This is a genomic window from Afipia sp. GW822-FHT04G07 (assembly GCF_058800765.1).
On sequence record NZ_JBXAMP010000001.1, the window covers coordinates 3,303,967 to 3,325,095 of the forward strand.

The following is a 21,129-nucleotide window of genomic DNA, read 5'->3' on the forward strand; positions in this document are numbered from 1 at the left end:
GCGGGTGTCCCGCCGCAGCGCAGGCCGCAACTTGATTGCTTTTCTTGACGCTTTCAAGGCCATCTGCGGCCCTATTGACGCATCTGCGCACCTTCGGGAGAGCGGGAATGGCGCCGCGATTGACGTCTCTTGAAGATTTCGCCTAATAATCGCCCCAAGCAGTCGCCTCCAGGTCTCCCGGATCCGAAGTTCGCTTCTTTGGGCCGCCACTTTTCCTCCATCAGGTTGCATCCCCATGAACAAGGTTTATCCCGACGCGAAATCCGCGCTCGATGGCGTTCTCAAAGACGGCATGATGATCATGTCGGGCGGCTTCGGCCTATGTGGCATCGCAGAGGTGCTGTCGGACGCGCTGCGCGAGTCCGGGGTGAAGAACCTGACGGTTGTCTCCAACAACGCCGGCGTCGATGGCATTGGCCTCAGCCGCCTGCTGGAAACCCGCCAGATCAAGAAAATGATCTCGTCCTATGTCGGCGAGAACAAGCTGTTCGCGCAGCAGTATCTCGCGGGCGAACTCGAACTGGAATTCAATCCGCAGGGCACGCTGGCTGAGCGCATTCGCGCCGGCGGCGCGGGCATTCCGGCGTTCTTCACCAAGACCGGTGTCGGCACGCTGATTGCGGAAGGCAAGGAAGTGCGCGAGTTCAACGGCGAGAAGTACATCATGGAGACCGGCCTTGTCGCCGATCTCGCCATCGTCCACGCCTGGAAGGGCGATACCGCGGGCAACCTCGTGTACCGCAAGACCGCGCGCAACTTTAACCCGATGATGGCGACCGCCGCGAAGGTCACCGTCGCGGAAGTCGAGCATCTGGTGCCTGCGGGCGAGATCGATCCCGATCACATCCACACCCCCGGCATTTTCGTGAAGCGCATCATTGCGGTCGATCCGAAGCTGAAGCGGATCGAACAGCGCACCCTGCGCAAGCGCGCGTAAACAGACCCTTCAAAGGAGAGTCCCATGGCCTGGACCCGTGAACAGATGGCAGCCCGTGCCGCGAAGGAATTGCGCGACGGCTATTACGTCAATCTTGGCATTGGCATTCCGACGCTGGTTTCCAACTTCATTCCCGAGGGCGTCGACGTCGCGCTGCAGAGCGAGAACGGCATGCTCGGCATGGGTCCGTTTCCGTATGAGGGCGAGGAAGATCCCGACCTCATCAACGCCGGCAAGCAGACGGTCACCGAACTTCCCGAAACCAGCTATTTCTCCAGCGCGGACTCGTTCGCGATGGTGCGCGGCGGTCACATCGATCTGTCGATCCTCGGCGCGATGCAGGTGGCCGAGAACGGCGATCTCGCCAACTGGATGATCCCGGGCAAGATGGTCAAGGGCATGGGCGGCGCAATGGATCTCGTCGCCGGCGTCAAGCGCGTGGTCGTGGTGATGGAACATTCCGCCAAGGATGGCCCGAAGCTGCTGCACCGCTGCAACCTGCCGCTGACCGGCGAGCGCGTGGTGGACATGGTCGTCACCGATCTTGCCGTGTTCACCATCGACAAGCACGGCAAGGACGGCATGGCGCTGATCGAACTCGCCGATGGCGTCACGCTCGACGAAGTAAAGTCCAAGACCGAGGCCAGCTTCCGCGTCGCGCTGAAGAACGCCTGAGTGATTTAACGCTATCGCCGGCCGAGAAAGCCGGGATTTTGCGCGGACGGCAATAACGAACGCATGTCGTTGCCGAAGGTCGCAGACGGCTGCACGTAACCGGCTGAAAGCGACAGGCTGAGGTTCGAAGTCGGTTTGAATTCGACTCCGGCGTTGATGCTTGTGGCAAGCGTGCTGCTCCGCTCGAAGCCAGGCGTGACGAGCGATGTAAATACGTCCGGCGTCGTTCGAAGCGAACTGACGCCTCCGAAGAGTGTGACCGGCGTGTCGCCGAGGCTCTTGAAGCTGTAGGCGTATTGCGCGCCGTCGGACGACAACCCGCTGCCGCCGGCAAATGCGCTCGCGCCAAAGCCGCCGGTGAATGAATTTGCCGGCATGCTGTAACTGCTGAACGAAAAGCCCTTGCGGAAGCCGTCCTCGTCCGGCGTACTTCCCCAATATTGCGTCGTGGTCTCGCCACCGAGTCCGAAAGGTCCACCAGGAATCCAGTACCGGATTGGCGCCACCTGGGCCTGAGCGGCAGTCGCCGTCAGATACAGCACGGCAGCGAGGGCAAGCCCCCGTTTGGCTGCGACTCGATATTTCAGAGCATTCATCATCGCGCAGCATTATAGCGTTGCGGTGAGCCCAAGCACAGCCAAAAGGAAACGGTTCCAGAGACTATCCGTTTTCGGGGACTGAGCGGTGTAACCGCCTGTTACATTGAGGCCCTTGCATTTTGTCCCGAACGTGGTCCGTATCGGACCCGAACAAGGACAACAACATGCGCGGCAGTATTGAAGACAAGGCCTTTCTGATTCTGATCGTCGTGGTGTCGTTGGCCTTCGGCTGGATTCTCACGTCGTTCTATGGAGCGATCCTTTGGGGCGTGGTCATCGCCATCATGTTCGCGCCATTGTACCGGCGGCTGCTGCGGAAGATTCCGCAGCAACCCACCCTGGCCGCATTGGCGATGATCGTGCTGGTGATCCTGATCGTGATCTTGCCGCTGACGCTGATCGCGGCGTCGCTGACTCAGCAGGCGGCTGTCGTGTTCGGGAAGGTGCAGTCCGGTGAACTCGACTTCGTCAAGCTGTTTCAGCAGATCCTCGACGCGTTGCCGCAATGGGCGACCGGCGTGCTCGACCGTTTCGGCATCGCCAGCCTTGGCGGAATGCAGGAGAAAATCTCCGCCGGTCTGCTCAAGGGCAGCCAGCAGATCGCAGCCCAGGCATTGAACATCGGCCAGAGCACATTCGACTTCATCCTCAACGCCACCATCATGCTTTATCTGCTGTTCTTCCTGTTCCGTGACGGCAACACGCTGTCGCGGCGGATCAAGGACGCCATTCCGTTGCGCGCCGAACTACGCGATGCGCTGCTGGAGAAATTCACCGTCGTGATCCGCGCCACGGTGAAGGGCAGTCTTCTGGTTGCCCTGGCGCAGGGCGCGCTTGGCGGCGTGATCTTCTGGTTGCTCGGCATCCATGCGGCGTTGCTATGGGCGGTGCTGATGGCGTTCCTGTCGCTACTGCCGGCCGTCGGCGCAGGGCTGGTCTGGATGCCGGTCGCGCTCTATCTGCTGGCGACGGGCTCGTTCGTACAAGGCACGATCCTGATCGCCTATGGCTTTCTGGTCATCGGCCTCGTCGACAACCTGCTGCGCCCGATGCTGGTGGGCAAGGACACCAAGCTGCCGGACTATGTGGTGCTGATCTCGACGCTGGGCGGCATCGAAGCCTTCGGACTCAACGGCTTTGTCATTGGCCCGGTCATCGCCGCGATGTTCATCGCGGTGTGGGATATTCTTTCGACATCGCGAAAGACCGATCAGGCCGATGCGATCTGATCGTCTCTGGCGGTCTTACGCGGGTCCCTGCGGAATATCGGAGAACCGGGTCAGCCACGCCACCGGCCCGATGCTGGCCGCGACGATCAGCAGGGCGGCGAGTGCGCCGTCCTCGAAGCTGCCGCGGCTGGCATACTGATAGATCGAGGTCGCCAGCGTCTCCACATTGAGCGGGCGCAGCAGCAGCGTCGCCGGCAATTCCTTCAGGCAATCGACGAACACGACGATCGCCGCACCCAGCAAAGCCGGACGCAGCAGCGGCAGGTGGATGCGTTTCACTGCGGTCATGTCGCTCGCGCCGGCGCTGCGCGCGCTGTCGTCATAGTCGCGGGGAATCCGCTCGAAGCCCGCACGAATGAAGCCCGTCGGCACCGCGAGAAAGCGAATGACATAGGCGCTCACCACCGCCGCACCCGAGCCCATCAGGACGAGACCGGGCAATGCCAATCCGAGCCAGGCGGCAAGCGTGTTCAGTGCGTTGTCGATGGTCAGCACCGGCGTGAGCAGGCCGAGCGCCAGCACCAGCCCGGGCAGCGCGTAGCCCGTGTGCGCGATATTGGCGACGAACGACCGCCACGCACTCGGACGCCAGCGCGTTGCAAGGATCGTCGCGAAACCGAGCGCCAGCGCGACGAGCGTGGCGAGCGCCGCGAAGGTGACCGAGTTGAGCGCATCGCGCCAGATCGCGGCATCGACGGTCAGCAGCGAACGGCGCACGCTTTGATGCAGAAGAAACAGCAGCGGGATGACGAAGCCGAACAGCACCGGCAGGGCGCAGGCGGCGCACGCCAGCCAGGCCTTGATTCCGCCCAGTGTCGTGCGGGCCGTCAGCCGCGGGCTTTCCGAGGAAAATTCGGTGACGGCGTTGCGGCGTCCATAGCGCTCCAGCGCGATCAGTCCGGCGACGATGACCAGCACGAGACATGACAACTGCGCCGCGCCGGCCAGGCTGCCGCGGTTGAGCCATGTCGTGAAGATCGACACGGTGAGAGTACGCACGCCGAGATATTCGCTGGCGCCGATGTCGTTCAGCGTTTCCAGCGCGACAAGAGCGAGACCGATGGCCAGCGCCGGACGCGCCATCGGCAGCGAGATGCGCCGGAACACATTCCAGCGGCTCGCGCCCAGCGTTCGTGCGGCTTCGGCGAATTCCGCGCTCTGCAACTGGAACGTCGCGCGCGCGGAGAGATAAACATAGGGATAAAGCACGATGCCGATGATGATGATCGCGCCGGGCAGCGAGCGGAGATTTGGCAGCAGCGTCAGCGCATCGCGCGGCGGAAGCCACAGCGTCAGCGTGCGATGTACGAGGCCGAGGGGCTCGAACAGGTCGACGTAGACATACGCTGCGATGTAGGTCGGGATCGCAAGCGGCAGCGGCAGCAGCCAGAGCATCAATCCGCGACCGGGAAAGTCATGCAGCGAAATCAGCCATGCGGTTCCAGCGCCCGCGGCCAATGCAACCAGACCGACGCCGAACAGCAGGAGGGCTGTGTCGCGCAGCGCCAGCGGCAGCACGTAGTCGATCAGATGTTGCCAGAGGCCGGGGGCCGGCTGTGCTGCGAGCACCACAATGGCGATCACCGGCAGCGCGACCAGCGCCGCGGTGAAGACCGCGAGCGCCGAGACGGCAGGTTGTGCGACGCGCGCGGCGGTCACGTTGAGAACAATCGCCGCGCGTTACGCGTCAATTGTCAAAGCCCACCTTGTCGACCAGCGTCGAGGCGGCCTTGCGGCTGGCGGCGATCTTCGCAATCGGCAAGGTGTCGGCGTTCAGTTTGCCGTAACCGGCGATGGTCGGATTGATCGCGACGCCGGCGCGAACTGGATACTCGTAGTTGGCGTCGGCATAGATCTTCTGGGCCTGTTCACCGGCAAGCCACTCGATCAGCTTGACGCCGTTGGCGCGGTTCGGCGCGTTCTTCGCCAGCAGCACGCCCGACAGGTTCACGTGGGTGCCGCCGCCCGCGAATGTCGGCAGGATCACCTTGGTCGCTTCGGCCCAAGGCTTCTTGTCCGGGTCCTTGTCCATCATGAGCGCCCAGTAATAGGTGTTGCCGATGCCGAGGTCGCATTTGCCGGCGGCCACGTCGCGCGCGGTTTCGCGGTCGCCGCCCGACGGCTTCTGCGCGAGATTGGCTTTCACGCCGCGCAGCCATTCCTCGGCCTTGGCCTCGCCGTGATGGGCGACGTAGGCCGCGAACAGCGCGTTATTGTAGATGTGCTGGCCGGAGCGGATGCAGATCTTGCCCTTCCATTTCGGATCGGCGAGTTCTTCGTAGGTGATGGCATCCTGCTTCACGCGATCCTTCGAGGCGTAGATCACGCGCGCGCGCATCGAGATGCCGGCCCAGTGACCGTCCGGATCGCGATATTGCGCCGGCACGATCTTGTCGAGCGCCTCTGACTTGATCGGCTGGGTCACGCCAGCCTGCACGGCTTCGTCGATGCGGCCGATGTCCACCGTCAGCAGCACGTCGGCGGGGCTGTTGGCGCCTTCGGCCTTCATGCGCTGTTCGAGACCGGAACTCGCGGAGACGACGTTGACCTTGATGCCGGTGTCCTTGGTGAAGGCGTCGAACAGCGGCTGCACCAGCTTGGTCTCGCGATAGGTGTAGACGTTGACCTCGCCGGACTGGGCGAATGCGGCAGTATTCAAGATCATCGCTGCTGCGAGGGCGGTAGCGGCGAGAAGGCAGGATCGTGACATAGTGAAACTCCGGCGGAGTGGATGAGCGGCGCGGCGCTGGTTCACAACGCGCGTCGGTGCCGGCTTCTGTAGCGCAGGGGGCGGCTACATTCACGCGTCGCTATGTCGCGAGTTCTCTGATTTAGAGAGATTCCAGATTGAACCTAGGCAATCGCGCTGGCGTGCGAGAACACGATCTCGATCAGCGTGCCTGAATGCGGCGCGGTCTTGATGTGGAATTGTGCGCGGTTGGCTTCCACCAGCGCCTTGGTCAATGACAGGTTGACCACTGAGCCATCGGCGGTCTGGTCGGAAGCGCCCTGCGTGCGGAACGGCGCCATCGCGGCGGCGATCTCGTTATCGTTCAGGCCGGGGCCGGTATCGCGGACCCGCAGCACGATATCGCCGAAGTCGGTGGTGGCGGTCGAGACGATGACCTGTCCACCGGCGTTCGCAAGGTGGATCGAATTGCCGATCAGGTTCAGCGCGATCTGGCGCAGGGCGCGCGCGTCGGCCTTGATCGTCGGCAGCGCATGAGCAAGCGACGTGCGGATGATGATGCGCTCCCGGTTGGCCTGCGGCTGCATCACCGCGACGCATTGCTCGACCATGCTGTTGAGGTCCTGGCTCGCGAACGACAATTCCATCTTCCCGGATTCGATACGCGACAGGTCGAGCAGATCGTCGATGATCGCCATCACGCGCTGGCCCGAGGCGCGGATGTCCTTCATGTATTCGACATAGCGCTCGTTGCCGAGCGCGCCGAAACGCTCCTCGATCATCACGTCGGAGAAGCCGATAATGGCGTTGAGCGGCATCCGGACCTCGTGGCTGATGCGCCCGAGAATATCCGCCTTTGCACCCGATGCACGCTCGGCCTGCCGCCGGGCCTGCATCAATTCGCTTTCGTTCTTTTTCGCCTGCGACAGGTCGCGGAAGATCGCAAAGAAGCGTGTGCTGTCCGGCCGCGTCCGGCCCAGCGTCATCGACAGCGGAATGATGCCGCCGTCGCGCACGCGGCCCAGCATGTCGCGGCCGTGCTCGAGCAGGCTCGCGACGCTGGTGGTCTTGACGCTCTCGAAATAATCCAGCACGGCGCGCTGGCTTTCCGGCGCGAACAGATCGGTCAGGCCGAGTGCGGCGATCTCGGTGTCGGTACGGCCGAACAACGCTTCGGCGCTGCGGTTGCAGGACATCAAGCGGCCTTCGCCGTCGAAGATCACGATGCCTTCGGCCGTGGTGTCGAGAATGGTGGCGAGTTCTTCGGCCTGCGTGGTGTCGTCGCTCGTCGCCACAACCGGCGCAATTGCGGCAGGGACCACAGGTTCGGCGCGCGGTTCGGATCGTGAGCCCGAGAAAATGAGCGCATGAGCGGGCTCGCCGTCCCAGGTGATTGCGAACAGCCGCGCATCGGCGGGCTGGCCCTTGTCGGGCCCGCTCTCGGTGGTCGCCGCGATCACGACAGGCGTGCCGGTTTCCGATGTGCTGCTGGCGGAGCCAGCGCCGGCCTCTACCGTCAGCGCATCGAGGCCGCCGGCTTCGGCGAGCGTATGCAGGCTGTCGTATCCGGTCGAACTCAAAAACGCGGCGTTGGCGTAGATCAGCCGGTCGAGCCGGTAGACCAGCACGCCGACGGGGAGCCGATCGAGCAGTTGCGAGTCCTGCGCGGAGTGCGCGCGGGGCGGGGGAGCTTCGCGTTGCAGAAACGCGGGAGGATGTTCGAACGCGGGCGCTTCGGGAACGTGTTCGACCTTCGGCGGCTCTTGATCCGCATCGGCAAACAGGTCGGTCACGGAGGCTTCGCTGTCGCCGCCGTTGTCGAGGCGCGCCGACAGCCGCCGCGCCAATTCGTCGAAAGCATTGCTCTCGACCGGCGTCAGCGCAGGCGCTTTCGGCTCGGTGACCGGGAAGGGCACGACGTTCTGCGGAGTATCCACGGCTGGCTTCGATTCTGTTTCGGGGAAATGGTTGTCCTGAAAATTGTCGTCCCGGGAATTGTCTTTTGAAAAATTGTCTTTCGGGAAGTTGTCCTGCGTGCTGCCCACAAACCTGTCGTCAGAGGGAACAGGCTTATCCTGCTGGTCGTTTCGGTGGGCCTGCGGCAGATCGTCTTGCAAATCGTCCTGTGCCGCCGCGTCTTCGGACGGCGGAGCTGCGAGCGGCATCGTTTCATGCAGCACGTCATCGCGGCGTTGTGCGGCCAGCCGCGCCATGCCTTCGATGTCGCGGCAGATACCGAAACCGCGATAGCCGGCGAAAAGCCCGCTGCCGTCGTGGATCGGCAATCCGGACAATTCCACCGGCAACCTTGCGCCATCGCCGTCGGCGGGCCAGTCCACGACAATTCCGCTCCAGGTTTCGCGGGTCGCGACCGCGGCGGCGACGCGGCCTTCGGGGTCGAGCCCGAGTGCGGTGGAGATGTCGCTCCACAGCCGTCCAAACGCGGCGGCGGTGCGCGTGCCGATCAGGCGGCTGAATTCATCGGAGCCGAGCGAGAAGCGGCCGTCGGGGTCCATCTGCCACATGAAGCGCAGCGGTTGCTGCCGCGCCGGCAATGATGGGTTATCTGTTTCGGTCAGCGTACCCGAGGCGTGACCGGCGGCGCTGGTTTTAGTGAAGGGTTTTTGCTGCTCGTCGCCGATGTAGACTCGCGTGACGTGGTCAGTCGAAGTTTTTTCCTGACGCGCTTCATAAGGCGTTTCTTGCGTGGCCGGTTCGTCGAACACGGATTCGAAAACATCGGCAGGCACAACATCGGCAGGCGTCGCGTCGGCGGATGGCGCGCGCGCTGCCTCATCGCGTGAAACATCGTCGTGTGAAACGTTCGCTGCGGGTTGTTCCGCCGATACGGCCTGAATGGGCTCAACGGCCGGAGCCGCTTCGACAGCCGGAGCGATAACCACAGGCACCGGTTTCATGACTTGCTTCGGCAGGACTGCCGCGCCGATCAAGGCCACCAGCGCGGTGTCCTGCCCGCGTCCGACCCGGTGCACGGTGACGCAGCCGATATCCATTTGCAGAGTGGACTGGCCGTCGCGCAGCACCGCGGCGCGCGCGTCATCGAATCCGGGGCCGGTGAGATCGTTGAATACACCGGCGAAACTTTTCGCGGGCTCGTTCGCGCCGGCCAGCGAGCCCGCCGGGGTAAAAGCGAGGGCAGGCACGGTGACACTGTCGATGAGATGCGCGAGCCGTTCGGTGAGCGGCATCGGACGTCCGACCATCTCGGTCGCGGCGATCAGGATTCCGGCCGTGCTGTCCGCGAAGGTCAGGCGTGCGCACGAACATGTCAGCAGGCGGCCGAGCGGCGCGCCGAAGCCGCGCAGCCGTTCGAGCCGTGGCGCGCCGGACGGCGACAGCCGCGTCGCCAGTTGCGCAGCCTGACGGCGATGTGGGTCCGCGGGGCCGATGATTTTTTCCGCGAGCATCGCCGCGTTGCGCGCGCCGAACAGATGCGCGCCGGCCGTATTGGCCCAGAGAATGCGTGCGCCGTCGAGCGACCAGACCCACGCAGGCGCGCTGCCTGTCGCAAGAACCGCAAGCCGCGGATCGCGAATACCATGGAGCTGGAAGTCGGCTTCGCTCATGTTGGACAAACCGGCAATGGGCCTGCGTCTCTCGCTTTCACGGCGCCTGATCGCGGCGCCTGGGGATCGGATAGGCTTAACAAATGATTAGTATGGTGCTGTTGCCGCAAGGTCCACGGTTACGGAGCGACACTAGCCGCCGAAACCCGCGATAACGTTAATTCCCTCGCAAATGGGCGTGCCGAAAAATGATGCGGACTTGCGAACCACCGCACTGGCGCGTCGACCCCCGCTGCCGCCCGAGCGTTAGTGGGGTGTTGCAAAAGATATTCAAACGGTCACGATGGGCTGACGGGAACTGTCGTTGCGCTGCGTCATATGCACGATATCGCCTGGCGATAGTTTGCGGACGGCGGGCCGACTCAAATGGTTCCGATCGATACAAACAGGAGGGTGCGACATGTCAGCCGATCGTTTCGAAATTCCGAAAGAAATGCGCTCGATGGCGGAAGCCAGCCTTGATCAGGCGCGCAAGGCATTCGAATCCTTCATCAGCAGCGCGCAGCAGACTGCGGCAGCATTCGGCGGCGGGTCGTTCGGCGGGCCGGGTGAGGCCGCCAAGGAGATCAGCGCCAAGGCGATCGCCTTCGCCGAAAAGAACGTACAGTCCTCGCTGACCTATGCGCAGCAGCTGATCCACGCCAAGGATCTGACCGAGGTGATGCGCCTTCACACCGAATATGTGCAGGGCCAGATGCGAGCACTTGCGGAGCAGGCCAGCGAAATGGGCCAGACCGTGACCCGCGCTGCGATGGACGCCGCCAAGCCCAAATCCTGAAGTCCTGACGAACACTCCCGGACAACCGGGATCATCGGCCCAGACGATCCGGCGCGCTCCGCCGGGTCGATCGCTGGCCGCGAGCGGGGCCCTGCGGCATTTTGTGTTGCAATGCACAATATCTTCCATATAGTGCCGAATAGAAACTGACGCGCGCTGGTTTAGCCGGCGGCAGTTGCGCCGTTCGCCCCGGTCGGCGGTTTCGAATTCCAGCACAAGGAAGTTGCCTGATGAGCGCGAACGATCCGTTTTCATTTTCGAATGTCACCCCGTTCCAGGTTCCGGAGCAGGTTCGCGCGTTCGCCGAGCAGGGCGTTTCGCAGGCCCGTGACGGCTATCAGAAGCTCAAGGAAGCCGCGGAAACCAACAATGGAGCCTTGGAGGCTGTCTACGCATCGGCCACCAGGGGCGCCGGCGACTTCACCGCGAAGGTGATCGACATCGCCAAGACCAACACCGAGTCGGCCTTCGATTTTGCCCAGAACCTGCTCGGCGTGAAGTCGTTGCCGGAGGCCTTCGAACTGGTGAACAGCCATGCCCGCAAGCAGTTCGAAGTCCTGACCGCACAGTCGAAGGATCTTGCCGCGCTGGGCCAGAAGGTGGCGACCGACACCGTCGAGCCGATTTCGGCAGGTGCTGCGAAGGTCTTCAAAACCGGCGTCTGAAGGCGGCGAATGAACCTTTCCCGCTCCGGAGGCCACCACTATCGGGGCTGTTCACGGCGAGGTCCGGACCAGCCAAAGCGTCTTGCCAAAGTGCAGCGTTGCACCTAGTTTCCCGCGAAATCGCCGCCCCCGGCGGGGCCGCCTGAACGCGGCCGGTCGATTGAAAATGCAGTTGTAGCTCAGCTGGTTAGAGCGCCGGATTGTGGATCCGGAGGTCGGTGGTTCGATCCCACCCAACTGTACCACTTACCCGTCCCCAACTTTTGAAGCCGTCAGGCGGACTGCGCCAGCAGGACGGGAATATCGTCGCCCGTCGCGAGCGGCTCACCCGCATGGGTCAGCGTCGCGAAAGTCCCGATCGGGGCGGGGCGTCCCACCAGATAACCCTGAACCTCGTTACAGAGCTCGGCCTGCAGGAAGGCCAGTTCCGCCGGCGTTTCGACGCCTTCCGCCAGCACCGGCAAGCCGAGACCGCGGCCCAGTCCCAGCACCGCGCGCACGATGGTTGCGGCCTGTTCGTTGGTGTTGACCGATTTGATGAACGAGCCGTCGATCTTGATCTTGTCGAACGGAAAGGCGCGCAAGTTCGAGAGCGAGGAGTATCCGGTACCGAAATCGTCCATCGCGATATGCACGCCGAGCGCCTTGATACGCCGCAGTGTGTTGAGCGCGCGGTTGAGATCGCGCACCAGCGCAGTCTCCGTGATTTCGAGTTCAAGCCGGTCCGCCGGAAGACCGGTTTCCAGCAGCACCTCATGCACCAGCTGGACGAAGTTTTCGCTGTAGATCTGCACGGCGGAAACGTTGACGGCAATCGTCAGAGCCTGCGGCCAGCTCGCCGCTTGCTTGCAGGCCTCGCGCAAGACCCATTCGCCGATGGCGAGAATGGCGCCGGTTTCCTCGGCGATCGGAATGAAGACGGCCGGAGAAATCGAACCGCGCGTCTTGTGATTCCAGCGCAGCAGCGCTTCGAAACCGACGACGCGCCTCGTCCGGATGTCTTCCTGCGGCTGATAGACAAGATGGAGTTCGCCACGACCCACAGCCTGACGCAGATCGTGCTCCAGCACCCTGCGGTCGTGCACCTCCGCTCCCATCTTCGCCTCGAAGAAACGGCAGGTGGCCCGGCCTTCCATCTTGGCGCGATAGAGCGCGGTGTCGGCGTGGGTGAGCAGCGCCTCGCGATTGTCGGCATCGTCCGGGCAGATCGCGATGCCGATGCTGCAGGAGGTCACTTTATCGCTGTCGGGTTTGTCACCGTCGGGTCGCAACGCATTGAGAATTTTTTCGGCCAGCCGCTCCGCCGCCGCGGGGCTGGCAAGTTCCGGAATGAGAACCGCGAATTCGTCGCCGCCAAGGCGCGCGACCATGCAGTCCTTATCGAGAATCGCGGTGATGCGCGAGGCGACGGTCTGAAGAACCCTGTCGCCGGCGGCATGTCCGAACAGGTCGTTGATTTCCTTGAACCGGTCGAGGTCGAAGCACAGCACGGCGCACTTCTTCCCGTTATTCATCGAGGCTGCGATTTCCTGATCAAGCCGCGCATGGAACGTGCCGCGGTTCGGCAACGACGTCAGCGCGTCATGATGTGCGAGATAGTGGATATGCTGTTCGGCCTTCTTGCGGGCCTGCAGATTGCGGATGGCGATGACGTGATGTGCGTGCCCGGCAAAATCGATCGGGCGCAGGATCAATTCGACCGGAATCATCGATCCGTCGACATGACGCAGTTCGGCTTCAACGAGCTGGTTCGGTGTGGCGAGCAGTCGTGCGCGCACGTTTGCATCCGGAATGTAGATGTCCAGCTTTGCGCCGATCAGTTTTTCGGACGTCGACCCAACGAGCTTCGCAAAGCTGGTGTTCGCGGTGACGGCAACATCGCCGTCGCAAACAAGCAGGCCTTCGACCGCGGCGTCGGCGAGGCCGCGCATCCGGTCGGCCTCAAGCATGGACCGCCGCTGATCGCGAATATCGAGCGCGATGGCTGCGAGCGCCAGCAGAATGATGGTGAAACTCGCCACGGCCACGGCTACCGCAAGCCATTCCGCGGGCACAGCCGATTCCGAAACAATGCGCGTGGAATCCGGGATGATCGATACCGCGCCCATCGCGGTGAAATGATGGCTACAGATCGCAAGCGTCAGGAGCAGCGCGCCGGTAATTTTCCAGCGTTCGGATGTGCCGTGCAGGCCCGCCGGCAACGCGGCTGCGCCGATTGCCATGCCGAGCAGGATGGACGCCGCGACAAGTGTCGAATCCCAGAGGATCGTTCCGGCGATCTCAAACGCGGCCATGCCGAGATAATGCATCGCGGCGATGCCGCCGCCGACGATCGCACCGCCGATCCAGGGACCGGCACGCCAGCGCACCGGCATTGAAAGCGCCAGTCCGGTCGCGGTGAGCAGGATAGCCGCCGCCAGCGACAGGGCGGTCAGTGCGATGTTGTAAGCGCTCGGAATTCCCGGCGTGAACGCCAGCATGGCAATGAAGTGCGTCGCCCAAATGCCGAACCCGGTCGAGATCGCGGACACGGCGAGCCAGACGTGGCGCATCTGGCCGGACGCGCTGCGGGCATGTCGAAGCAGATTGATTGCGGAAAACGATGCCAGGGCGCAGATGACCGCCGCCAATCCAACGAGCCACAAATCATGGGCGGTGGCGATACAATTATAGATCTTGAACATCGAACGTCCTGCAACGCGAGAACAACGCAACTGCCGGGACGTAGGGGGAATTGCGTAAGAACACGTAAATTCGCCGGTGCATATTCGACGCAAGGGCCGGCCGGCGCATGTGATCGATCGATAAATGGACCGTTCGCGTGGCGAACATGACACGAAAGCGCTGTGCCGCAGCGACTTCTTCAAGCGCGACTCATTCGCTGCACAAGGCTAATGCGCAATCAACCATGTCGCGAAGTGGCGATCCCCGGAGCGCTCGTTCTAACGGTCGGCGCGGCTGACCACATCCATCAGTTCGGCGATCTTGCGGCGCTGATCGGCCTTGTCACCGGACGTGATCGCATGTTCGACGCAATGCGCGACGTGGTCGCGCAGCACTTCCTCCTCGACCCGCCGCAGCGCCGCGCGCGCCGCCGCGATCTGCGTGACGATGTCGATGCAGTAGCGGTCGTCCTCCACCATGCCCGCGAGCCCGCGAACCTGGCCTTCGATCCGTTTCAGCCTTTTCAGGCACGACGACTTGATTTCCTGGCGCATGGAGATCTATATACCCCCCTAGGGTATCTAAATCAAGAAGGATGTAAGTGATGGCAGCCGGACACGAACACGGGAAAGAATGCTGCGGCGGGCATGGTCATCATGCTCACGCCCAGCATGGCGCGCACGATCATGGACCGCATGGCGCGGTCCGCGTCCTCGATCCCGTCTGCGGCATGACCGTGGATCCTGCGAGGGCGAAACATCGCTTCGCGCACAAGGGACAGGACTATTTCTTCTGTTCGGATCGCTGCCGCACGCGCTTCGAGGCCGAGCCGGAGAAGTTTCTGGCGCCGAAATCATCCGCGCCTGAAGAGACATTGCCCGAAGGCACGATCTACACCTGCCCGATGCATCCCGAAGTGCGTCAGGTCGGACCGGGAAGCTGCCCGATCTGCGGCATGGCGCTCGAGCCCGAAACGGTGTCGCTGGACGATGCGCCGGATCCTGAACTGATCGACATGACGCGGCGGTTCTGGATCGCGCTGGCCCTGACGCTGCCGGTGTTTGTCCTCGACATGACCGCGCATCTTGGCGGCGTGCATCTGCTGCCCGGACAAACGTCAAACTGGCTGTCGTTCGCGCTGGCGACGCCGGTGGTGCTGTGGGCGGGCTGGCCGTTCTTCGCGCGCGGCTGGCAATCCATCAAAACGCGCAACCTCAACATGTTCACGCTGATCGCCATGGGCACCGGCGTCGCCTATGTCTACAGCGTTGTCGCGACGCTGGCGCCGCAGGCCTTTCCGCAGGCCTTCCGCGACATGCACGGCGCCGTTGCGGTCTATTTCGAAGCCGCCGCCGTCATCACGGTGCTGGTGCTGCTGGGACAGGTGCTCGAATTGCGCGCCCGCGCGCAAACTTCAGGTGCTATCCGTGCGCTGCTCGGTCTCGCGCCGACAACCGCGCGGCGCATTTTGCCGAACGGCGACGAGGACATCGCCATCGATGCCATCGCGGTCGGCGATCTGCTGCGCGTGCGTCCCGGCGAAAAGATTCCAATCGACGGAGCCGTCACCGAAGGGGCGTCGCTGGTCGATGAATCCCTTGTGACCGGCGAGGCGATGCCGGTGAAAAAGAGCGAAGGCGCACTGGTGATCGGCGGCACGGTCAACCAGAGCGGAGGGCTTGTGATCCGCGCCGAAAAGATCGGCCGCGACACCATGCTGGCGCGCATTGTCGATCTGGTGGCGCGGGCGCAGCGCTCGCGCGCGCCGGTGCAGCGTCTGGCGGATCAGGTCGCGGGCTGGTTCGTGCCGGTGGTGATCGCGGTCGCGCTCGCGGCCTTCGCAGCCTGGGCTGTCTTTGGCCCCGAGCCGCGCTTCACCTACGCGCTGGTCGCGGCGGTCACGGTGCTCATCATCGCCTGTCCCTGCGCGCTCGGGCTTGCGACGCCAATGTCGATCATGGTCGGCGTCGGCCGCGGCGCGCGTTCCGGCATCCTCATTCGTGATGCCGAGGCGCTGGAGCGGATGGAGAAGGTCGACACGCTGGTGATCGACAAGACCGGGACGCTGACAGAAGGAAAACCGAAAGTCGTCGCCATCATGGTTGCCGCTGGATTTAGCCGCGACCAACTGCTGCGGCTGGCCGCGAGCGTCGAGCGTGGCAGCGAACATCCGCTGGCCTTTGCGATCCTGAACGCGGCGAAGGAGGAAGGCGCCGAGCTTCACGACGTTCAGAATTTCGCCTCGCCCGCCGGCAAGGGCGCGAGCGGCACGGTCGATGGTCGTCATGTTGTGCTCGGCAACGCCGCGATCATGCAGCAGTCGAATATCGATACAACGGCGCTTGAAAGTGACGCACGCGCGCAGCGCGAGCGCGGCGCGACCGCGATCTATGTGGCGGTGGACGGCCGCGCCGCCGGCGTCATCGCCGTTGCCGATCCGATCAAGCCGAGCGCCGAGGGCGCGCTGAAGCAATTGCGCGACGATGGACTCCGTATCGTCATGCTGACCGGCGACAACCTCACCACCGCGCAGGCGGTCGCGAACACGCTTGGTATCGGCGAGGTCGAAGCCGACGTCCTGCCCGAACGGAAAAGCGACGTGGTGACGCGGCTGCGGGCCGAGGGGCGCGTGGTGGCGATGGCGGGCGATGGCATCAACGATGCGCCGGCGCTGGCCGCCGCCGATGTGGGCATCGCCATGGGGGGCGGCACGGATGTCGCGATCGAAAGCTCAGGGATCACGCTGCTGCGCGGCGATCTGATGGGCCTGGTGGAAGCGCGGCGGCTGTCGCGGGCGACGATGCGCAACATCCGGCAAAATCTCGCGTTCGCGTTTCTCTATAACGCGGCGGGCGTTCCGGTGGCGGCGGGTGTGCTCTATCCGGTGTTCGGAATTTTGCTGTCGCCGATGCTGGGCGCGGCCGCGATGGCGCTGTCGTCGGTCAGCGTGATCGGCAATGCATTGCGGCTGTCGCGGACGAAACTTCATTCGTAACCGCGATCAGGCGGTGCGCGATCGCCATGAAACTGCACAGAAAAAAAGCCGGGCTCAAGAGCCCGGCTTGTTTAGTTTTTGGCCACGTGAGGCCGACACAATCACCTTCCAAGAGGGATAACCGAATGCACGCGCCGCTGGAGGAGGGGGACAGTGTGCAACGCGTTCATTCAGTGTGAGGAGAGTATGGGCTCCGACTTCCCATGCGGACAACTCCGATCCCGGCATGTCAGTCATGCTCAGAGTGCGGGCTCAAACGCTCGTTTGAACTGTCGTGATGACCCGGTTCTAGGGCAAACGCCGGATACTGTTCCTAGCCAGGCCAGCGCTGCGCCTTGCTCACGATGAAGTCGCGGAATACCTGCACGCGCGCCACCGACTTCAATTCTTCGGGATAGACAAAATACGTATCCAATTGAATCGAGTCGGATTCCTGGAAGAGTTGCACGAGCCGGTTGGTGTCCTCGACCAGATAGTCCGGGAGTGCCGCGATCCCTAGGCCCTGCTGACACGCCCGCACCAGACCGAGGATGTTGTTGACCCGGAACACCGCCTCGCGCGGGCCCGAGCCGTTGCGGTTGGCTTCGACCAGCCAGTTCCGGTTCTGCAAATGCTGCGGCACGTTCTGGTCGCTGAGCACGATGATGCGATGTGCGTCCAGTTCATCCAGCGTGCGCGGCGTGCCGTGGCGCTTGACGTATTCCGGCGAGCAGTAGGCGTGAAAGCCCATCGAGAACAGCTTGCGCTGGATCAGGTCCGGCTGGGTCGGCTTGCGGGTGCGGATCGCCACGTCGGCTTCACGCATCGACAGGTCGAGTTCCTCGTCGGTGACGATCAGCGCAATGCGGATCTCGGGATAAAGCGCAGTGAACTCGCCGAGCCGGGGGATCAGCCAGTTGATGCCGACGCCCGGCGTCGTGGTGACCTTGAGATCGCCGCTCGGCCGTTCGCGGCTGTCGGTAAGCTTGGCGCGCGCCGCCTGCAACTGCATGAAGACATCGTGCGCGGTACGAAACAGCAGATCGCCTTGTTCGGTCAGGATCAGTCCGCGCGCATGGCGATGAAACAGCGAGACCGACAGCTCCTGCTCGAGCGCGCTGACCTGACGGGACACCGCCGACTGCGACAGCCCAAGCTGCTCGCCGGCATGTGTGAAGCTGCCCGCTTCCGCAGCAGCGTGAAAGACTTTCAGCTTGTCCCAATCCATATCGCTCAATCCATCGCGTGTTCGTGGCATGATTACTCCGCCGCTGCGCGTTCTGTGGCGCGGTGAGCAAGGAAGCGTTCCGCTTCCAGCGCCGCCATACAGCCGAGGCCGGCGGCCGTGACGGCCTGCCGGTAGGTTTCGTCGGCAACGTCGCCTGCCGCGAAGACGCCGGGCACCGAGGTCGCGGTGGAATGCGGTGCGATCTCGACATAACCGGACGGTTTGAGTTTCAACTGGCCTGTCACGAGTTCGGTCGCCGGTGCGTGACCGATGGCGATGAAGACGCCGTCGGCGGCGTGCTCGGTGACTGCGCCGCTCTTGAGATTTTTCAGGCGAACATGCGTGACCTTGGAAGGATTTTCCGAACCGCGGATCTCATCCACCTCGCTGTCCCAGATCACGGCGATCTTGGGATGCTTGAACAGGCGGTCCTGCAGGATGCGCTCGGCGCGCAGGCTGTCGCGGCGATGCACCAGCGTTACCTTCGAGGCGAAGTTGGTCAGGAACAGCGCTTCCTCCACGGCGGTGTTGCCGCCGCCGATCACGAACACTTCCTTGCCGCGATAAAAGAAGCCGTCGCACGTGGCGCAGGCAGAAACGCCGAAGCCCTTGAATTTTTCTTCCGAGGGAATGCCGAGCCAGCGCGCCTGCGCGCCGGTGGACAGGATCACGGAGTCAGCCAGATAGACGTCGCCGCTATCGGTGGTGATCCGGAACGGGCGCTGGTTCAGTTCGAGCTTGTTGACGTGGTCGGTGACGATCTTGGTGCCGACATGCGCCGCCTGCTTCTCCATCTGCTCCATCAGCCAGGGACCCTGGATGACGTCGGCGAACCCCGGATAGTTTTCGACATCGGTGGTGATGGTGAGCTGGCCGCCGGGCTGGATGCCCTGAATCAGGACCGGCTCAAGCATGGCCCGCGCAGCGTAGATGGCAGCGGTGTAGCCTGCGGGTCCGGACCCGATGATGACGACCTTGGCATGAATAGGAGCGGCCATAACGCGACCCTCAGTAGCTTTGTTGCATGGAATGGTCAGCGAAGAGGCGGTAAATGCCCGCAAAGACATCGCTGCGGCGTCAAAAGTGTCACTTCTGAATGTAGGCTATCCAGCGAGCCATGCAAGATATGCAACCCATATCCTGAAATTTTCCCCAGCTCGTCACGAGATAGCAACTCGCGAAATAAAATTGCGCGAAACGATGTTGCTGGTTAGAACTATGCCGGAATCGGCCGGGATGGGTCCGGCCGCCCTGAAATTGGGAACACGCGTGTCAAAGAGCCTCGACGAAATCGATCTGAAAATCCTCAGTGAAATTCAGGCCGACGGCCGGATCACCAATGTGGAACTGGCCAAGCGGGTCGGTATCTCACCGCCGCCGTGCCTGCGCCGGGTCCGGACACTGGAGGAGGAGGGCTACATCCGCGGCTATCGCGGATTGCTCGATCCGCCGTCGCTGGGCTTCGACGTGACCGTGTTCGCCTCCGTCCACCTGTCGAGCCAGGCCGACGCCGACCTGCGCGCGTTCGAGGAATTCGTCCGTGACGAGCCGCTGGTGCGCGAATGCTGGATGCTGTCGGGCGACGTCGATTTCATTCTCAAATGCGTCGCGCCCGACATGGCGACCTTTCAAGCCTTCGTCTCGCATCTCACCGCAGCACCCCACGTGCGCAACGTGCGCACCTCGCTGGTTCTGCACAATTCCAAGGATGCGCCGGACGTGCCGCTTGAGCTGAAAGTGCCGCACGGCTGAGGACATAGCGTTTGTGCATGGTGCCCCAACGGCACACAGGCGTTTTCCTCTGCGATACAACCCTCTACAAGCGGCTTGCCGGGCGCTTCCCTCGCGCCCACTTGCGTGAAGGGGGCTAACGTTGACTCTGTTTCAGGTCGTCGTGCTGACGGTGGCGGGATTTGTCGCGGGCACAATGAACGCCATTGCCGGCGGCGGCACGTTCGTGACGTTCGCTGCGCTCGTTGTCAGCGGGCTGCCGACGCTCGACGCCAACGCCACCAGCGCCGTGGCGCTGACTCCCGCCAATCTCGCCAGTGTCGCGGCCTATCGCTCCGAGGTGCGAACGCACTTCCGCGAGATGCTTCCGTTCGCGATCATCGGACTGGTCGGCGGCGGCGCCGGCGCATTGCTGCTGATCTGGCTCGGCGACGGCGGCTTCCGCCCGATGGTGCCGTGGCTGCTGCTGCTGGCCACTTTGCTGTTCGCGTTCAGCAACCAGATTCGTGCCTTTGTTGGACCATGGTCGCGCGGACAGCATGCAGGTGCGCGGATTGCCGCCTACGGGTTCATGATGTTGGTGGCGATCTATGGCGGGTTCTTCGGAGCCGGCACGGGCATCATGATGCTCGCGGCACTGGCCATCCTCGAAAGCGGCAATTTTCACAAGGCCAACGCGACCAAGATTGTTGTCGCGTTTCTGATTCAGGTCATGTCGGCGGCATTGCTGATCGCCGGCGGTCTGGTGCACTGGCCGCACGCGCTGGTGACGATCGCAGCTTCCGCCTTCGGCGGATATTACGGCGTTAGCCTCGCGCGCATTGTGCCGGAAAAAATAATCCGCGCCGCGGTGGTGACCATCGGCGCGGGCTTAACGATTGTATTCTTCCTGAAGACATGATCGGAAATCATGCCCTGACGGCTTGAGATATCATGCCTTGCCGCGAGAGGCGTCGATGCTCCACGGGCCGGGGCCTGCACTCGCCAGATAGAGACAGACGAAGCAGAATAGTGCCGCAGCGGTGCCGCCGTTAAAAAGCGGATGCCATACGGGCGTTCCTGTCTTGAACATGTGGCCAATAAAGTATGCAAAGGCCATTTCGCCAGATAACACGAATGCTACGAGTCGACTAAACAATCCAACAATTAGAAGAGCGCCCAAAATTAATTCGAGCGTGCCCGCGGCGCCTGTGAGCGACATCAGTTCGGCTTTCTCGAACATTGTGCCGCTCGGGAATTTTAGAATTTTGGCGACGCCAAACTGAAACAGCAGCAGGCCGGTGATGATGCGCAGTACGCTGAGAAGCTGCGGCTGGTACGGCGCGAGAAATCTGAAGTCCATGGAAAGCCCCCTTGTTTGATTCCACATGCAT

Annotated in this window: 17 protein-coding genes and 1 tRNA gene; 9 read left to right on the top strand and 9 right to left on the bottom strand. The window is 63.0% G+C overall.

What is annotated here, in order from left to right:
* Window positions 1-235 precede the first annotated feature (235 nt).
* Both AC1RKJ_RS16210 and AC1RKJ_RS16215 read left to right on the top strand, forming a co-directional pair.
* Window positions 236-937, top strand: coding sequence for a CoA transferase subunit A (locus AC1RKJ_RS16210; protein WP_492791946.1), 702 nt, complete (start codon window positions 236-238; stop codon window positions 935-937).
* Between the two features lie 24 nt (window positions 938-961).
* Window positions 962-1,612, top strand: coding sequence for a 3-oxoacid CoA-transferase subunit B (locus AC1RKJ_RS16215; RefSeq protein ID WP_492791947.1), 651 nt, complete (start codon window positions 962-964; stop codon window positions 1,610-1,612).
* 11 nt (window positions 1,613-1,623) lie between these two features.
* On the opposite strand, the gene AC1RKJ_RS16220 is transcribed toward AC1RKJ_RS16215, so the two are convergent.
* Entirely contained in the window at window positions 1,624-2,211 is a 588-nt protein-coding gene (locus AC1RKJ_RS16220; protein ID WP_492791948.1) for a hypothetical protein, read from the bottom strand.
* A 164-nt stretch (window positions 2,212-2,375) separates the two neighbouring features.
* Between AC1RKJ_RS16220 and AC1RKJ_RS16225 the strand changes: the two genes are divergently transcribed.
* Window positions 2,376-3,440 carry an AI-2E family transporter gene (locus tag AC1RKJ_RS16225; RefSeq protein WP_492791949.1) on the top strand — a complete coding sequence of 355 codons (1,065 nt, stop codon included), beginning with the start codon at window positions 2,376-2,378 and terminating at the stop codon, window positions 3,438-3,440.
* Window positions 3,441-3,455: 15 nt separating this feature from the next.
* Here the strand turns inward: AC1RKJ_RS16225 and AC1RKJ_RS16230 are convergent, their stop codons facing one another.
* The 3 genes from AC1RKJ_RS16230 to AC1RKJ_RS16240 all read right to left on the bottom strand — a co-directional run bounded on the left by AC1RKJ_RS16230 (window position 3,456) and on the right by AC1RKJ_RS16240 (window position 9,716).
* Window positions 3,456-5,099, bottom strand: a complete 1,644-nt coding sequence (locus tag AC1RKJ_RS16230; protein ID WP_492791950.1) for an ABC transporter permease — start codon at window positions 5,097-5,099, stop codon at window positions 3,456-3,458.
* A 28-nt stretch (window positions 5,100-5,127) separates the two neighbouring features.
* The gene (locus AC1RKJ_RS16235; RefSeq protein WP_492791951.1) at window positions 5,128-6,150 is read right to left on the bottom strand and encodes a Fe(3+) ABC transporter substrate-binding protein; all 1,023 of its coding nucleotides are present in this window, start codon (window positions 6,148-6,150) and stop codon (window positions 5,128-5,130) included.
* Window positions 6,151-6,293: 143 nt separating this feature from the next.
* Window positions 6,294-9,716 (bottom strand): PAS domain-containing sensor histidine kinase, encoded by a 3,423-nt coding sequence (locus AC1RKJ_RS16240; protein WP_492791952.1) that lies wholly within the window; start codon window positions 9,714-9,716, stop codon window positions 6,294-6,296.
* A gap of 400 nt (window positions 9,717-10,116) precedes the next feature.
* Here AC1RKJ_RS16240 and AC1RKJ_RS16245 point away from each other — a divergent pair, with 400 nt between their 5' ends.
* The 3 genes from AC1RKJ_RS16245 (at window position 10,117) to AC1RKJ_RS16255 (ending at window position 11,404) form a co-directional block, all read left to right on the top strand.
* Window positions 10,117-10,494 carry a phasin family protein gene (locus AC1RKJ_RS16245; RefSeq protein WP_492791953.1) on the top strand — a complete coding sequence of 126 codons (378 nt, stop codon included), beginning with the start codon at window positions 10,117-10,119 and terminating at the stop codon, window positions 10,492-10,494.
* A gap of 230 nt (window positions 10,495-10,724) precedes the next feature.
* Window positions 10,725-11,159, top strand: a complete 435-nt coding sequence (locus tag AC1RKJ_RS16250; protein ID WP_492791954.1) for a phasin — start codon at window positions 10,725-10,727, stop codon at window positions 11,157-11,159.
* 168 nt (window positions 11,160-11,327) lie between these two features.
* Window positions 11,328-11,404 (top strand) — tRNA-His (locus tag AC1RKJ_RS16255).
* A 27-nt stretch (window positions 11,405-11,431) separates the two neighbouring features.
* Here AC1RKJ_RS16255 and AC1RKJ_RS16260 read toward each other — a convergent pair.
* Window positions 11,432-13,843, bottom strand: a complete 2,412-nt coding sequence (locus AC1RKJ_RS16260) for an EAL domain-containing protein (RefSeq protein WP_492791955.1) — start codon at window positions 13,841-13,843, stop codon at window positions 11,432-11,434.
* A 258-nt stretch (window positions 13,844-14,101) separates the two neighbouring features.
* Complete coding sequence (locus tag AC1RKJ_RS16265; RefSeq protein WP_492791956.1) at window positions 14,102-14,377, bottom strand: metal-sensitive transcriptional regulator; 276 nt, start codon at window positions 14,375-14,377, stop codon at window positions 14,102-14,104.
* A gap of 50 nt (window positions 14,378-14,427) precedes the next feature.
* Here AC1RKJ_RS16265 and AC1RKJ_RS16270 point away from each other — a divergent pair, with 50 nt between their 5' ends.
* Window positions 14,428-16,818, top strand: coding sequence for a heavy metal translocating P-type ATPase (locus AC1RKJ_RS16270; protein WP_492791957.1), 2,391 nt, complete (start codon window positions 14,428-14,430; stop codon window positions 16,816-16,818).
* A gap of 313 nt (window positions 16,819-17,131) precedes the next feature.
* Here the strand turns inward: AC1RKJ_RS16270 and AC1RKJ_RS16275 are convergent, their stop codons facing one another.
* Together AC1RKJ_RS16275 and trxB are read right to left on the bottom strand one after the other, a co-directional pair.
* The gene (locus AC1RKJ_RS16275; protein ID WP_492791958.1) at window positions 17,132-18,055 is read right to left on the bottom strand and encodes a LysR family transcriptional regulator; all 924 of its coding nucleotides are present in this window, start codon (window positions 18,053-18,055) and stop codon (window positions 17,132-17,134) included.
* A 2-nt stretch (window positions 18,056-18,057) separates the two neighbouring features.
* The gene (gene trxB, locus AC1RKJ_RS16280) at window positions 18,058-19,023 is read right to left on the bottom strand and encodes a thioredoxin-disulfide reductase (protein WP_492791959.1); all 966 of its coding nucleotides are present in this window, start codon (window positions 19,021-19,023) and stop codon (window positions 18,058-18,060) included.
* Window positions 19,024-19,294: 271 nt separating this feature from the next.
* Here trxB and AC1RKJ_RS16285 point away from each other — a divergent pair, with 271 nt between their 5' ends.
* Together AC1RKJ_RS16285 and AC1RKJ_RS16290 are read left to right on the top strand one after the other, a co-directional pair.
* Complete coding sequence (locus tag AC1RKJ_RS16285) at window positions 19,295-19,777, top strand: Lrp/AsnC family transcriptional regulator (RefSeq protein WP_492791960.1); 483 nt, start codon at window positions 19,295-19,297, stop codon at window positions 19,775-19,777.
* Between the two features lie 121 nt (window positions 19,778-19,898).
* The gene (locus AC1RKJ_RS16290; RefSeq protein WP_492791961.1) at window positions 19,899-20,657 is read left to right on the top strand and encodes a sulfite exporter TauE/SafE family protein; all 759 of its coding nucleotides are present in this window, start codon (window positions 19,899-19,901) and stop codon (window positions 20,655-20,657) included.
* 30 nt (window positions 20,658-20,687) lie between these two features.
* Here the strand turns inward: AC1RKJ_RS16290 and AC1RKJ_RS16295 are convergent, their stop codons facing one another.
* Window positions 20,688-21,098, bottom strand: coding sequence for a DoxX family protein (locus AC1RKJ_RS16295; protein ID WP_492791962.1), 411 nt, complete (start codon window positions 21,096-21,098; stop codon window positions 20,688-20,690).
* Window positions 21,099-21,129 lie beyond the last annotated feature (31 nt).